This is a genomic window from Candidatus Paracaedimonas acanthamoebae (genome assembly GCA_017307065.1).
GTDB classification, from domain to species: domain Bacteria; phylum Pseudomonadota; class Alphaproteobacteria; order Caedimonadales; family Caedimonadaceae; genus Paracaedimonas; species Paracaedimonas acanthamoebae_A.
Genome location: JAFKGL010000019.1, coordinates 1 through 15,834, shown reverse-complemented (window position 1 = coordinate 15,834; position 15,834 = coordinate 1). Strand labels below are relative to the sequence as shown.

The window sequence follows — 15,834 nt, the reverse complement described above, 5'->3', positions numbered from 1 at the left end:
ATTATGACTTTTACTTATTAATTAACTATATTTATAAGTAAAACACTTATTTATTAATAAATATATTGACAAAAACAAAAAAATATATAAATCTATACTTAATGCTTAAATAAAAATACAAATAAAGCAGAATAAAAAAATAAAGATATTATGTAAAAACAAATAAAACATAATACAATTAAAATATAAAACGGGGGACTTCAACATGCAGAAAATTATTACGACATCCAGCTAACCTTATTATTTTTCATCATTGAGAAATAATAAGCCGTAAAACAGACATATAAGATAATAAGCAAATAATATAACGAGCAAAATCTCGAAGAGAGAAATTTTGCCCTTTAGTTATGGGGGAGGAAAAAATGAAAACTTTAAAAAAACTATTTTTAAGCACAACAACAATGGTGATGACAGCTTTTGCAGCTAATCCTGCCCAGGCTACACCTTCATTGACTCAAATTTATCCTAACGCTGCAAAGCTTGCAGAACAACAGAAAAAGAAACAACAAAATTCTCTTTCTTTTTTGACACAAACGCCAGATCCTCTTTTTACGATTCCATCTGAAGATACTCGCACCAAAAAAACAAAAACTTCTCGCATCAAAATTGAGACTTTTAAAGATTGGAGAATAAAGCCTCAAACACCTAAGGAAATTACCGCTCTTCAGGTAAAAGCACCCGACACCTATCAAATTTTAATGCAAGAAATAAGAGATCTCAAAGAAGAGTCTCCGAAAAATATTGCCTCACTTCGAGGTGGAATAGATAAAAATCATCAACTCTTACTGGACGAAATAGCTACCTTAAAACAAGAAATAAAATTTCTTCAAGCTCAAACACAAAAAGCCCGCATTATAGAAGAATCTCAAGCAGTAATGCCTGCGCTAGTAGAAGATAAAATTCTCTTGTCACGGGAAGAATTTGAGGATCTAAACTCCCAGATAAGAGAATTAACTATACGAGTTCAAACACTTCAAGAAAGTCATCATGATCTGATGAGTTCTGTAGAGACTTTAAGTGCCGTAAAATATGATAATGATGCATTAATAGAATTCTACTCCAGTGTTTTTCAGCCGATCAATACTTTCAACTATAATGAAGAAACGTTAAATCCAAGAGAAATAACCGAGCCCAGAATGATTAACGACACCTCTATTAGCGAAGAAAACGTCACTCAAAAAACTACAACAACAGATATCAAAGATGCAGAAGATACACCAGCCACTCTTTTAGCAGGTGATACACCAACTCCTTTCCCAGATGAAGAAGAGCCGCCGATTGTTCTTTCAGAAGCTTCCTGGACAAAAGAAGAATTTGAACAAAATGTATTAGGAATAACACCAATTAATTTAAGCTCTATGAATGAAGACGACATAACGTTATGGCGCACCTTTACCATGCTTCAGTTAACTGGTGGGAATAAACAAGATTTATTGTCTTCTAGTAATTCTACCTCAAAACCTTGGTCCACTTGGAATGGAGCTTTCTCAACCAAAGAACTTGAAGAAAAATTTAAAAGCAACTCTTTTATGACAAGTGCTTTTAGAGATATTGTTGCACTTCATCACTCACAACCTGCCCCCATTTTTTTCGAGAATCATGCCATATACTTCTTATCTACAGCTCCCAATCTTGGACTTTCCCCTCAAGACGAAGTTCATGCAGAGCTTATAAAAGCATATTACTACCGAGGATTGTACAGAACCTTAACAGGCGATAATTGGACTGGAAGAACACGTACTTCTAATGCCGCAAAATTTGAGATTAATCTCGAAGAAGGAATAAAAGGTAGCCGCTTTAATTATGGCTCTTTAGAAAATCCCCAATTATATGAAACTTCGATTGAAGATGCTGAAGAATATTTTAAAAATACGCCTTGGCATATTCTTTTCATCAATCAAGTAAGACAAGCCACTCTTGATTCTCTCACAACACATCACCTAAGTATTATGGATTCATATAATAAAAAGGCTCAAGAAATAGAAGAGATTCTATCATTTGAGGACGATTCTTATGCACAAGCACATCTTTATCTTAAAGAAGAAAGAGAACTCACTTTAACACAAATAAAGACTATGTATGGAAAGATTGACCATGCGAAATCTCTTCATGACATCGATGAAGCTTTAAGAATTAGCTAAAAATATTCCGAAACTTTATCTTTACGTCAGGGGCCTCAGCTCCTGACTTTTTAATTATTTATTCCAAACATTTTTGTTTCTAAATTATCAAACATTTATTTAGATTAATAAGCATTTAATCCGAAAAATAAAAACAAGATTTATAAAAAAAGACGATTCATCTTTAGTCAATAAAAGTTGTATTCTAGTAAAAAATATGATTGTTATCTTATATTAATCAGGATAGCGTCTATTTAAGTTATTATGAATTTGATAGGGAAAAAGGATCCAACGAATGAACAAAGTGCTCGCAGAAGACCCAAAACTATTGGGAACTTCACAACCGCAAGCGTTGTACATACTCTTCTTTGCTGAATTATGGGAACGTTTCAGCTTTTATGGAATGAGGGCCCTTCTAGTTCTCTACATGACATCTGAACTTCTTTTTCAAGATACAAAAGCATTTGATGTGTATGGCATTTATACTGCTCTCGTTTATGCAGCTCCTGTCATTTGTGGCTACCTTGCCGATAATTACTTGGGAAATCGTAAGGCTATTTATTTGGGTGGTATTATCATTATACTTGGTCATTTTTGCCTGGCCTTGCCTTTCCAAAAATCATTATTCTATGGCCTTGCTTTTATTATTGTTGGAACAGGATTTTTTAAAGCTAATGTTACCAGCCTCTTGGGACAATTTTATGAAAAGATGGATGCTCGTCGTGACGCCGGTTTTACACTCTTTTATATGGGAATTAATTTAGGCGCCTGCCTTGCGCCATTGGTGTGCGGATACGTTGGAAAAGTATTTGGGTGGCATTATGGTTTTGGAATAGCCGGTGTCGGAATGCTTTTCGGAATGCTTGTACTTCTGAAAGGAAGCGATAAACTAGGCAGCAAAGGAAATCCTCCTTCCAAAACAATCTTAAAGAAACCTCTAGGATTTGGTTTCACACCCTACCGACTTATTGTAATTGGGTCCTTTGTGAGTGTCGGCCTTTTTAGTCTATGCCTCCATTATTATCATGTGATGAGTCACTTTTTAAATATTTTTGGGGTCTTAACACTTATTTGGGTGTTCAGCATTGCGTATCGTTGCAATGCAGAGGAACGAAAATCTATTTTTACACTTCTTATTATGCTTCTCTTTTTTATGGCCTTTTGGGCAGGCTTTGAACAAGCTGGGAGCTCTATCAATTTCTTTACTGACCGCCATGTCAACCGTTATATTTTTGGATGGGAAGTCCCTGCACCTTGGTTCCTCTCAATACCCCCCTTTTTCGTCATTACGATGGCACCTCTTATCTCAGCCATTTGGGTAAAACTGGGCAAAAGAAAACTTGAACCACTCCCTCCCACAAAATTTGGATTAGGTCTTCTTCAAGGAGGTATTGGGTTCGGATGTCTCTTAATCGGAATAAAAACAGCTGATGCGCAAGGTATAACATCCCCGCTTTGGCTCATTCTTGCCTACTTCTTCCATGCCTCAGGAGAACTAAACCTTTCTCCTGTGGGTCTCTCTATGGTAACAAAACTTTCACCTCCCCGCTTCGTTAGTTTTTTTATGGGTATTCTTTTTCTTTCCGTGGCTTTTGGAAATTATTTAGCCGCCTTTTTCGCAAAGATCTTCAGTGTCCCCAAGTCTCCTCTTCCTGCAAACGATAAATTAGGATCCTTAATTTCTTTTTCAGGAACTTTTGAATTCCTTATTTATTTTCTCATAGGCGCTAGCATTATCATGTTTTTAATCTCACCTTTCATGCGGAAAACCTTCGAAAAACACCAGTAAATAAACAGCGAAAAATTTGCATTTTTCACCCCATTTATGATATACTTTAAGTGTAGTGGGGTGAAAAAAATAATCTAAAAATCAACGAGGCAACCAAATGAAACTAACAATTACAGGGCGTCATGTCGAAATTTCAACAGCTTTTCACACGAGAGTTGAAGAAAACCTTAATGAATTTAATGAAACATATCATATTGATCCCGTTGAAGCCATTATAACTCTTGCAAAGGAAAACAATCTCTTTACTTGCCACCTTACGCTTCACTTAGGAAAAAACATGACTCTACGTTGTCATGCTGAAGGAATCGAAGCCTACCAATGTTTTGATAATACTCTTGCATTACTTGTCAATCGCTTAAGAAGACATAAAAAGCGGGTTGCTGACTATCATAAACAACGTGATGGTCACGAACAAATCGCTGATACGCTTCCTTACTTTGTCTTGAATGGACAAGGAACAGAAGAAATTGATAATGAAGAACAATCTTCAATTATTATTGCTGAACAAAAAAAAGAAGTTCCATCTTTAACAGTTGGTGATGCTGTCATGCACCTTGATCTCAGCAATGAAAATGCAATGGTTTTCCGAAATAAAAATCATGGGAAAATTAATTTCATTTACCGGCGCTCTGATGGCAATATCGGCTGGATTGATGTTTTGAATTAAGAAATGACTGGTGGTTTAAGAGCCAACTTAACTTTGACCAAGTCATAGTATTAATAAAGACGAAATAAAGCTTGATAGCTTTGTTCTAATGACGATGGTTTTAGCTTTTAAACACCATGTACTTTTTGGGGCACGTGAAATTAATCTCTCTATGCTGAAGACGTTTTGCTTCAAATAAGCTGTCTCATTCATGAAATTGTAGTTTGAAGAGCTCTGATCCATTTTTTTTAAGCCAATGTCGTGCTTCTTGAGACTTTGGATGTAACTGAGCGACCAAGCGCCAAAATTTGATACTATGATTCATTTCTTGAAGATGAGCGACTTCATGCGCAATAACATAATCTATGACTTCTTTTGGAGCAAAAATAAGGCGCCAATTATAAGATAGCGAACCATGAGCTGAGCAACTTCCCCATCTACTTCTAGTTTCCCGAATCCCGACTTTCTTAACCTTAACTCCAAGAAGAATACTATAATGGTTACTTTTAACCTGAAAATATTCCAGTATCATTTGCTTAAACCATTTTTCTAATGCAGGTCCAAAATTAGGTATTGGCCCCATAATGTGAAGCTTATCATCTGTCATTAAGAAACTCGTCCGTCGACTTGCATGATATTTAAGCTCGACTTCATTTCCCATGATAAAAACTTTCCGACACTTGTAAATAGGGATAAGTTGAGGCGCTTGTAAAATTTGCTTTTCCATCCATTTTTGAGCTTCTCTCAAAAAACCTTCCACAGCAGCTTTTTCATAGTGTAGGGGGACTCGAATTTTAAATTCTTGATTTTGCAAATCATAGCGCAAAGTTGCTTTTCTAACGCGCGCTAATGGCATGACGCAGATTTTGACTACTTGATGTGTTAACCGGAATGTAAATTTGTCCGGAGTACTCTGAAGGGAAGGCCACATAAAAACCATTTTCTTTCTTAAAGAAGAAATACAATGATTAGAGCAAAGATCGCGCAAAAAATATTCAGCATCCTCTGCGCTTTTGTCACTAAAGCTTTAACACAAAGGGCCAATGCTATCCACATTAACCATTTAAGGTGCGTCTGATGATAAGCTATTGCCTGTACTACTGCCAAAATTCCAAACATCTTAATAAACTTTCTTTAAAAATCTTCTATTTTTTCTACTCAATCTAGGAGAGCTTTCAAGAAAATTTTGCTTTTTCTGGTAATAATCCTCCCCTTTGAAGAGCATAAAGCTTCGCAAAGTGTCCACCTCTTTGTAAAAGCTCCTCTTGTGTACCATCTTCAACAATCTGCCCTTGATTGAAAACGAGGATACGATCCATATCTACGAGAGTCGATAAACGATGAGCAATGATGATCGTCGTCCTTCCTTCCATCAGTTCTTTGAGGCTTGCTTGGATATGCTGTTCAGTATTAGAATCAAGCGCAGAAGTTGCTTCATCAAGAATTAAAATTGGAGCATTTTTGAGCATCGCGCGGGCAATCGCAATACGTTGCCGTTGTCCGCCAGAAAGATTGATCCCTCTCTCTCCCACCATTGTTTGATATCCCTGCTCTAATTTTATAATAAACTCATGACAGTGGGCTCGTTTTGCGACTTTAATAACATCCTCTTCGCTTGCTCTAAGGTGCCCATAACGGATGTTCTCTAAAAGAGTTCGATGGAATAAGGCAGGTTCTTGAGGAATCATCGCTATATTGGCTCTTAAAGACTCTTGGGTCACCTTTGAAATATCTTGATCATCAATAGAAATTCTTCCTCCATTAAGCTCAAAGAAGCGCAGTATTAAATTAACAAACGTCGTTTTTCCAGAACCAGAAAAACCAACGAGACCAATTTTTTGCCCTGCTTTAATCACCAGATTTTGATTTTTAAAAAGATTTTCATTTCGTAGATAGTTAAATGTCACATTTTCAAAACAAATCTCACCCTGAAAAACTTCTAAGCTCTTTGCTTTTATGTGATCTCTAATCGTATGCTGTTGAGTGATAAGAGAAAGCGCAGCACGAATTGTCCCTATATCTTTGAAAAGTTGGTTCATATTATAGGTCATATGCCAAATCATTCCCAAAAGGTTAAATGACGTGATTGTAATTAAGGAAAAATCACCGATAGTAACCCACCCTTTACGCCACCCATGTACAAGCCCCCAGACCATTCCCAGAATGAATAATAGACATAAAATTCCTCGAAAAAAATTTAGTAGTTCATTGATAAATCCGGCTTCCTCAGATTTAAGAATTTCTTCATCTTGAAACTTCTTTAAATATTTTCTTTCATGAGTTCCACGTGCAAACAAGCGAACACTTATAATATTACTCAAAATATCTACAATCTGCCCATTTAATCGAACAATTGATTCAGCATGGGCTTGCGATGTCTTATCAATTAAAGGCTGAAAAAGAATTGTGACACTCACAATTAAGAAATAATATCCTGCCAATAAAGCTGAAAAAAACCAATTTACCTGCCCTAAAATGAGTAAAGATATTAAGAAGGCAAGTGTCGTACTCAATAAATTATAAACAAAAGTTAGAATAATCTCTTCCGAAGCGCGCGGAAGGTCGCTAATTTTGTTGGCAATCGCACCCGCAAAATTATTTGCAAAAAATGTGTGATCATGCTGACGCGTATATTCAAAGACTTCATCTCGAATTGCGGCTCGAAAACGTGGCATTACTTTATAAATCATATAACCTTGAAGCCGCATACCAACTTCCATCATAATCCACGATATAGCAATAAAGAAGATGGGGCCTGTTAACTTCAGCCATATTTCTGGATCAAAACGATCAAGTGTTTCAACTTTATTTACGAGTATTTTTATAAAATAAGGAAAAAAAGACTCATTGATTGCCCAAAAAATCACACAACCAAGAATTAAACAAAAATTAATTCTTTCTTTTTGGATAAAATGCCACAGAAATGCACATAAAGTTTTTGGTATTAACATGAACACCCTCAAGAAAACTAAAAATTAAAAAACAGACAATATCAAACCATTATAAGGTTCAATGAGAAAGCTGACCTTTAAAAGGTAGCGAAAAAAGATATTATGAGGTTTTCATGGGGTTAAATTTAGCGAATTTCTAGAAAATAGTCAATGCTGCTTCTCTCCTAGATACCATTTCAATTTGAGAATAACCTGCATTTTCTATAAACCCAATGATTCCTTCTCGCGAATTACACTCAAGCTTTAGCATAATATACGCGTATGCGTCTCAATCGTTCGCGGCGCAACACTTAAAAAATTCGCAATTGTCTTTTGGGTTCGGCCTCGAAGAAAGCATGCAATAATGTCGATCTCTCGAGAAGTAAATTTAATACCTTCCATAATTTGAAAAGGTTGAGAGTCATTTAGAAAAGAATAATTATTAAAGTCATTCCTATGCATAAATGCCACTTACTTATTTCTTAGAATAAATTGTAGCACAAATGTAGCTATAAAAAATTCTTTTATTTTAATTTAACCTGGTTATAGTCTAAAATTAATTTTTTAATAGATAGCTTAGTTCTTAAAATGCAAGAGAATGAATTTTTCTTCTAAATTCTTCACTAAAAGCTGCAATATTCAGGAAATGGCATATAAATGGTGGGCGATGAGGGATTTGAACCCCAGACCCTCTCGGTGTAAACGAGAAGTAATATTGATCTATAAATTTCTATTTATTTATATAAATTTATATATATCAATAAATTAGGTATTTTACCAGGTGGCTACCCCTCTTAAGAAATCTCTACAATTCTCCTTCCATTGCTCCCCATATGCTCCCCTTTTTCAATTGAAATTCTATTATTTCAATGTTAGCTATCATGGATAATGTTAACTCTGTCATAGGTAAAACGATGCAAAAAGTGAATAAATGTAAACTTACAAAAAGAGTTGTTGAGAGCGCCCAACCTGATTCAATAAATCGGATTGTACTCTGGGATAACGAAATTACCGGTTTTTGCTTAAGAGTTTATCCTTCCGGTAAGAAGACTTATTTTCTACAATATAGAAATAGGAACAAAATCACCCGAAAAATTAAAATTGGCACTCATGGACAAATAACAACAGAACATGCACGAGAACAAGCCTATAAGTTAGTATTAAGTATCAATTTAGGAGAAGACCCATCAATCCAATCACCTTTAAAAAGCACCTTCAGAACTTTCAAAGATTTAACTAAAGAATATTTAGAATCTCACTCAAAAATTAAGAAGACTCCAAAAGGCTATAAGGAAGATCTATATTTTTTAAATGAAATTATTTTGAGAAGATATGGCCACCTGAATATTGAATCAATCACATCATTAGACCTCCAAAAACTTCATGCTGAGATGAAGAAAACTCCTTATAAAGCCAACAAGCTTAGAGATTTACTAAGCAAGATGTTTAACTTAGCTATACACTGGGGATGGAGATCTGATAACCCAGTTAAAGCCGTTGAGAAATATAAAGAGTATAAAAGATACAGATGGTTAAATGATTCCGAAATACAAATTCTATGGCATATTTTAGATCAATATCACAATCAAAACATAGCAAATGCTATTCGACTTTTGTTGTTAACAGGGTCACGACGAAATGAAGTTTTACATGCTACATGGGATCAATTTGATCTAGAAAAAGGAATATGGACAAAACCAGCCCATACAACAAAACAGAGAAGAATGGAGCATCTTCCTCTTTCTACTACTGCAATAAAAATTCTTAAGCGCATGAAAAAACAATCAGACTCTAATTTCCTGTTCCCTGGAAAAGTTCCCAATAAGCCAATTCAAGAAATTAAAAAGGCATGGCAAACGATAAGGGAAAACGCTGAAATTCCTGATGCACGTCTTCATGATTTGCGACATACACATGCCTCTCATTTGGTATCCAGTGGCTTGAGTTTAAGTATAGTTGGCAAGCTTTTAGGCCATACACAAGCTTCTACTACACAAAGGTATGCTCATTTAGCAGATGAGCCCTTAAGAAAAGCAACAAGCATATTTGGAAATAAGATCGAAAGCCTTATTTCAAAAACATCCAATATTTAAACCTAAATAGCATTATTACCCTCAAAGAAGTAACTTTTTCAACTTCGCATGATTTAATTAATAACCTCAACAATAAAGAAGGTTCTTAAAAACCTAAATCTCCTCTCCCAGTATGTCATATTAAAGAATAACACAACTTCTAATAGCTAACGTAAGTACATTTTAGCCAAATGAAATTTCTTAGTGATGATTTTAAGAAGAAAAATTGTAAGAATCTCACCAAGGATTTGCAAAGAACAAGACTTTTAACTCAGGATTTTTTAAATTCTTTTTTAATAAGAAAGATTCATTTTTCCCACTAATCCAAAAAGATTCTTTGTTATTGTATCACCTTAGACAGAAACTTTTTCGTTTTTCAGATAGCAAAATGTAGAGTGAAGGCCCACCATTAGAACACAATATATTTCAGGAAGAATCAAATGATTTTTCATTGAAACCTTTCTAAAGTATGATTAATAAGTAACGATATCAAAAAAATTATTGGAATGGAGCTTATGTTTAAGCATTGCAAATCGTGGCAAGTTGTTATTAGCTTAGAAGGTTCATATTCTATTTGGCCAACTGATAAAATTATACCCTTAGGATGGTTAAATGGGGGCAAGATTAGCACTAAAGTAGAATGTTTAAGCTATATAAAGGAAGTGTGGGTTGGTTGCGAATATGCAGCTAAAGGTAAGAGAAAGTAATACTCCTATACAGAGAGTAACCTCTGTTTTGAGCAAATATTATAAAAATCTACTTTTTTAATCGCTTTCATATAACAAAGAAATAATATCTTTCTATGATAGTAGTCTTTCCCACAATTTTTTAGAAAAATTGTTCCTTGTTATAATATGATTTATAAATAATGAATTCATTCATAGCATAGAAAGTAGTATAATATTTTGTTACTTCCATCTAATGAAATTCATATCTGGTCCGCTTGTCTTTTAGAAAATGAGCCAAATATACCTTATTTTTTATCTACTCTTTCTAAAGATGAATACCACAAAGCAAGAAACTTTAAATTTCAGAAAGATCAACAGGGTTTCATTATTTCGCGCGGCATTTTGCGGTGTTTACTTGGAAGATATTTGAATGAAGAACCTCAGCGCATAGAAATACTCTATAACTTGTGGGGAAAGCCTTCTCTTTCATCTACACACTCCTTGCATTTTAATCTTTCACATTCAAAAAAGTACGCTATATACGCTTTTACACGTTCTTATGAACTAGGTGTAGATTTAGAATACATAGATTCTACACTTAATATAGAAGATCTGGCATTCACTATTCTATCACCTCAAGAGCGTCTCTATTGGGAAAAGGTTGCTCCAGAAAAAAAGATACATGCTTTCTTTAAGCTCTGGGTTCTCAAAGAATCTCTTTTAAAAGCTTCTGGAAAAGGATGGTTAAGTGATGAAAAAGTCCTTTCTCTCGCCACTTTAAAAACCTTAAACATTTTTACCGCTCATAATATCGTAAATGAAAAGGGAATTTTTTTGTATTATTTTGAAACTATTCCTGGGTATGCTAGCGCTCTATGCACTAAAGGCCCCCGTCTATATCCTTCGCATTATACTTGGGAGTTTCATAAATCAACTTAATTTAAAAACTAGGATTCCCCCTTCTTTAAAGCACTTTTTTAACTTAGCGTCTGCTCAAAACTTCTAATTCTCTATTTGTAATTGTTTGAATATTAAATTATTTTAACATTTAGGAAGAATACTAAACCTAATCTAAATCCAATCAATAGGCTCTGAATTAAACCGTCAAAAGTCAATTGCTCTCCATCTTTTTTTTCGATGAGAGCAATTGATCTTTCAATAATTTCTAAATCAAATCTTAGGAATAATCATCAACAAGATATTTATTTTAAAAATTTCCAATCTTTTAAAAAATCCTTTCCTGGCTCTATAATTTTTCTCTTAATTACTTTCCACGTATCCTCTAAACGATCTTCCATATCTTGCACAGCATTTTCTAAAAGGTCGTCAGATTTTGGCCTTATAGAGCGCGTCAAGAAAGTTTCTGCATCTTCAATAGTATTTGAAGCTGTGCGAACAATTTTTTGCTCAATAAATTTGCTACTCTCCTCTAATATCCAGCTTGCTCTAGATTCATACGGCAATCCAAAAATTACCGTACACGCTGTGAGTATCCCATACACAGAATATTTAAAAGATTTTCTATTATGTTTCTTCATGATAAACTCCATTTGTTAATGTTCATTAAGAAAGGCTGCAACCTTTCTGTTGTTTTAACGAGAAGACCACCTTGGTCTTCTCTTTTTTGTTCTGACTGCAGTAAATCTCTTTTTGAGTTTTCTCTGAGCAGCAACGATTTAAATTTGCTAAGAAAATCGATGACCTTAAATAAAAAATTCGCCTTAAGTTAGCTCCTTAAGGAAAATTCCTTAGATCACTATTATGTATTAATGAAGTTTCTTTAAAAAAATGGATCGATATGGTAGCTTTCTAGGAGCCTTATTGAGGGATTTATAATAATTATGCAAAGTATTGATTTTTCACTTCCACAAGAATTTTATTTAAAATATTTAGAAAATGTAAATGGAGTAAAATTTACTTCTCGAGAGATGGAAATTATTGCCTGCTTACTTAATCAAAGAAGAACCGGCATTCCCTCATTTCTATCGATGGCACCCAAAACTGTTGCAGCACATACATATAATTTAAGACAAAAACTAGGAGGAATTTCACAGGAAAATATTATCAATTTCATTGAATCCTCTGAACATGCCTCATTAATAAAATATACTTATTATCATAGCCTCAAAAAACGCTCTGCTTTTGAAAATGAATTAAAAAAGCTTTACCCTAAAATTAAATCTCAACCCTTTTCTTGCCTTATTGTAGAATGGCAAGACTCAGAAGAGCAATCTCAACATATTAATAAATTAAAAAAAACTATAAAAGAACAAGTTACAAAACATTTAGAACTCATAGGAATTGAAGCTACTATAGAATCAAAAAAAGGACCTTATTTTCTCGAAGATCTAAAAAACTATGATAAGCCGATTATTTCTATTGTGAATAAAGAACAATTAAGCCATCTTTTAAAGAAAGAAGAAGCTAATGATGTTTCTGAGCTTTTTACAAATGATACTCTCTTTGAAATTACTTTTATTGTTCTCGACGATGAAAAATCCACAGTGACTCTTCAAACATTATCCAATGGAGGCCGCGCTAAAATATATTCAGTCAACAATTACTATCGTGCTTTTGAATCTTACATAAAAGCGTCATACAAAGAGCTTGATTTTGAGAATTTTTTTATCTCTTCTAATGTTGATTTCACTCAAATTTCAGAAAAAAGAAATTCATTTTCATCCAGAAGTATAAATGGCTTATTTTTGGATTTTTATCGAAAGCAGAAATATTGGTTTTTTACATTACTTTTCCTTTTATTAATTCTATTTTGGGCCTTAAAAACCAACTTTTTACATACTATGACTATGGAACAAGAACACTCACAAAACTTAAAGAAAGAAGAAATAAATCTTATTCGATCAGATTTGATTATCCCAACTGAATCATCTCTTCTTCATAGACCTGAGTTACTCACTAAAATAGATGATAAACTTAAGGGGAAAAGTGAAATTAAAACTATCGCTTTAGTAGGGACAGGAGGAACAGGAAAAACGACGCTTGCTCGTCAATATGCGCGCCTTCAAAAAGCTAAAGTGATTTGGGAAATTAATGCTGAATCAGTTGAAACCCTAAAAACTTCTTTTGAAAATTTAGCCCTAGCTCTGGCTGAAAAAGAGGAAGATAAAATAATTTTAAGAAAAATCCAACAACACAAAGACCCATCAGAAAGAGAAGAAAAAATTATCTTGTTTGTAAAAAAACAACTGCATTCGTCTGAAAATTGGATACTTATATATGATAACGTAGAAAGTTTTGAAGATATTCAAAAACATTTTCCACATGATTCAATAACATGGGGAAAAGGAATCGTTATTTTAACAACGTCTAATAGTAATATTCAACATAATACACATATTGATAATATCCTTCAAATTGGAGAGCTAAGTTCAAGTCAGAAGCTTGCACTCTTTATAAAAATCATGTCTCATAGGGATGAGCACGTGTTTACATCTACAGAAACTGAAGAAGCAAAGAAATTTTTGGAAGAAATTCCTCCTTTCCCTCTGGATATCTCAATTGCAGCATATTACTTAAAGTCAACTAATGCTTCATATAATATATATTTAGATAATATAAAAAAATGTAATGAAAATTTCGTACATATGCAAGAAAATCTTTTAAAAGAAGTTGGAAATTACAGAAAAACACGATATAGCATTGTAAGTATATGCTTAGAAAGCCTTTTACGTTCTCATAAAGATTTCAAAGATATTTTATTATTTATATGCCTTCTTGACTCTCAAAACATCCCTATAGATTTACTTCTTCGATGTAAAAATAATGTTATCATAGATAATTTTATATATAATTTAAAAAAATACTCTCTAATTATAACCCCATCATTTAATCTTTTGAAGACTACTATTCGAACTTGCTCGATTCATCGCAGTATACAAGAAATTAGTCGAACTTACCTTTTACAAGTATTAAACTTAAAAAATAGCGCTCAATTACTTGAATTTATCTCAGATACTTTAAAAAAATATATGGCCGATTCCATAGAAAAAAGAGATTTCTTGAGAATGGAACTTTTAGTAAGCCACTGCAAACACTTTTTAAACCATGAATATCTTTTAACTAGCAATACTATGGGATCTTTAAAAGTTACATTGGGGAGGGTTTATTACTATTTAGGTTACTATATGCAAGCAAAAAAAATTATTGAAGAAAGTCTAAATAAAATTGATAGCAAAAATTATCTTATACTTAGTCAAGCCTTAACATATTTAGGAAATATCTATGTAGAATTAGGTGATTTCGAAAAAGCTAAAGACCTCCTTGAAAAAAATCTAAAAATTCATCAAGGATATTTTCCTGAAAATAATATTGATGTGGCACGTATTATGGCATGCCTAGGGAATGCCTACAGACAACTAGCACTGTATGAAAAAGCAAAATATTTTCTTGAAAAAAGCCTTATGATTTATCAAAAATACTATCCTGAAAACTTTCTCGAAATGGCAGAGATTTTAGAATACTTAGGAAACTTTCATAGATATTCAAAAAATTACTCCCAAGCAAAATTCTTTTTAGAAAAATGTCTAAAAATCTATGAGAATAAATTTCCTGAAAATCTTATGGATCTCGCTTGTACTAAGATATACTTAGGCAATGTTTATAAGGAGCTAAAAGAATATGAAAGAGCTGAAATCTTAATTAAAGAAGGTGTTGAAATTTACGAGAAAAATTTTCCTGAGAGACGCATTGATATTGCTTGGGGGTTAGCTTATTTAGGAGATCTCTATAAGCATGCAGGAAAATTTGAGAAAGCAAAGCATATTCTTGAAAAAAGCGTGGAAATGCATCAGCACGTATTTGGAAATAATAATGCTAGAACCGCTTGGGCTTTAAATTTTCTAGGAGATGTTTATAAAGAACAAAAAAATTATCAACAAGCAGAAACCAATTTTCAAAAAATATTCGCCATTTATGAAAAAAATTATGGTAAAAATAATATCGAAACTGCGCAAATCATAATGAAGCTTATACAAATATATTTATTACAAGGAAAAATAACATCCGCAGAAAGCTATATTAGTAACTCATTAGAGTCATTAAAAAAATACCAAATACGCGATATATTAGTAGCTTTAGAAGATTTATCAGACCTACTTTCAAAAAAATCTTTGTCTAGCATACATGAAGGAAACTTTTCTCAAGCTAAAAAATTTAAAATGCAGGCTATTAGCTACTTAGAACAAGTTTTGAGTATTACACAAGAATATTTTCCTGAAAACTCTCAACTTATAATAAAGATTCAATCTAAACTCAAAAATTTTGTTGCTTCTACAAAAGGAGTTTAATAACTTTATTTTCTTAGAATCACTTTGATCTTAAAAAATTAAGTAAATAATGCTATAAGAAATTCTCTTTTTCCTTAATAAAGTATCATACAATCTTCATAGAATTAAAGAAATGAAAAATTTTACTTCTCAAGAAAAGCATCAATTACTCGTAGAGTGGAATGATACAAATGTTGAATATCCAAAAGATAAAACTATTCATCAACTTTTTGAAGAACAAGTCCAACAAACACCCCATAATATAGCGATCATCTTTGAAGACCAAGAACTTACTTATTATCAACTGAATGAAAAAGCAAATCA

General features: G+C 33.2%; 12 protein-coding genes. 8 read left to right on the top strand and 4 right to left on the bottom strand.

Annotation, left to right across the window (positions count from 1 at the left end; genetic code table 11):
• Positions 1-362: 362 nt before the first annotated feature.
• The 3 genes from J0H12_04895 to raiA all read left to right on the top strand — a co-directional run bounded on the left by J0H12_04895 (position 363) and on the right by raiA (position 4,576).
• Positions 363-2,141 (top strand): hypothetical protein, encoded by a 1,779-nt coding sequence (locus J0H12_04895; GenBank protein ID MBN9413243.1) that lies wholly within the window; start codon positions 363-365, stop codon positions 2,139-2,141.
• Positions 2,142-2,415: 274 nt separating this feature from the next.
• Positions 2,416-3,909 carry a peptide MFS transporter gene (locus J0H12_04890; protein ID MBN9413242.1) on the top strand — a complete coding sequence of 498 codons (1,494 nt, stop codon included), beginning with the start codon at positions 2,416-2,418 and terminating at the stop codon, positions 3,907-3,909.
• 97 nt (positions 3,910-4,006) lie between these two features.
• Positions 4,007-4,576 carry a ribosome-associated translation inhibitor RaiA gene (gene raiA / locus J0H12_04885; GenBank protein ID MBN9413241.1) on the top strand — a complete coding sequence of 190 codons (570 nt, stop codon included), beginning with the start codon at positions 4,007-4,009 and terminating at the stop codon, positions 4,574-4,576.
• Between the two features lie 184 nt (positions 4,577-4,760).
• Here the strand turns inward: raiA and J0H12_04880 are convergent, their stop codons facing one another.
• The 3 genes from J0H12_04880 to J0H12_04870 all read right to left on the bottom strand — a co-directional run bounded on the left by J0H12_04880 (position 4,761) and on the right by J0H12_04870 (position 7,947).
• Positions 4,761-5,495 carry a M48 family metallopeptidase gene (locus J0H12_04880; protein ID MBN9413240.1) on the bottom strand — a complete coding sequence of 245 codons (735 nt, stop codon included), beginning with the start codon at positions 5,493-5,495 and terminating at the stop codon, positions 4,761-4,763.
• A gap of 235 nt (positions 5,496-5,730) precedes the next feature.
• A complete protein-coding gene (locus J0H12_04875) occupies positions 5,731-7,506 on the bottom strand; it encodes an ABC transporter ATP-binding protein (GenBank protein ID MBN9413239.1) in 1,776 nt (591 codons plus the stop codon).
• Between the two features lie 243 nt (positions 7,507-7,749).
• On the bottom strand, positions 7,750-7,947 hold the full coding sequence (locus J0H12_04870; protein ID MBN9413238.1) for a hypothetical protein: 198 nt from the start codon (positions 7,945-7,947) through the stop codon (positions 7,750-7,752).
• Between the two features lie 419 nt (positions 7,948-8,366).
• Between J0H12_04870 and J0H12_04865 the strand changes: the two genes are divergently transcribed.
• The 3 genes from J0H12_04865 to J0H12_04855 all read left to right on the top strand — a co-directional run bounded on the left by J0H12_04865 (position 8,367) and on the right by J0H12_04855 (position 11,164).
• Positions 8,367-9,578, top strand: coding sequence for a tyrosine-type recombinase/integrase (locus tag J0H12_04865; protein ID MBN9413237.1), 1,212 nt, complete (start codon positions 8,367-8,369; stop codon positions 9,576-9,578).
• Between the two features lie 485 nt (positions 9,579-10,063).
• The gene (locus J0H12_04860; protein MBN9413236.1) at positions 10,064-10,264 is read left to right on the top strand and encodes an MbtH family NRPS accessory protein; all 201 of its coding nucleotides are present in this window, start codon (positions 10,064-10,066) and stop codon (positions 10,262-10,264) included.
• Positions 10,265-10,462: 198 nt separating this feature from the next.
• Positions 10,463-11,164: a 4'-phosphopantetheinyl transferase superfamily protein gene (locus tag J0H12_04855; GenBank protein ID MBN9413235.1), complete on the top strand. Its 702-nt coding sequence runs from the start codon at positions 10,463-10,465 to the stop codon at positions 11,162-11,164.
• A 263-nt stretch (positions 11,165-11,427) separates the two neighbouring features.
• On the opposite strand, the gene J0H12_04850 is transcribed toward J0H12_04855, so the two are convergent.
• Positions 11,428-11,763: a hypothetical protein gene (locus tag J0H12_04850; GenBank protein MBN9413234.1), complete on the bottom strand. Its 336-nt coding sequence runs from the start codon at positions 11,761-11,763 to the stop codon at positions 11,428-11,430.
• Between the two features lie 966 nt (positions 11,764-12,729).
• On the opposite strand from J0H12_04850, the gene J0H12_04845 reads away from it, so the two are divergent.
• A complete protein-coding gene (locus J0H12_04845) occupies positions 12,730-15,531 on the top strand; it encodes a tetratricopeptide repeat protein (GenBank protein MBN9413233.1) in 2,802 nt (933 codons plus the stop codon).
• A 112-nt stretch (positions 15,532-15,643) separates the two neighbouring features.
• Positions 15,644-15,834, top strand: a 191-nt coding sequence (locus J0H12_04840) for a hypothetical protein (protein ID MBN9413232.1), incomplete at its 3' end; no start/stop codon positions are given.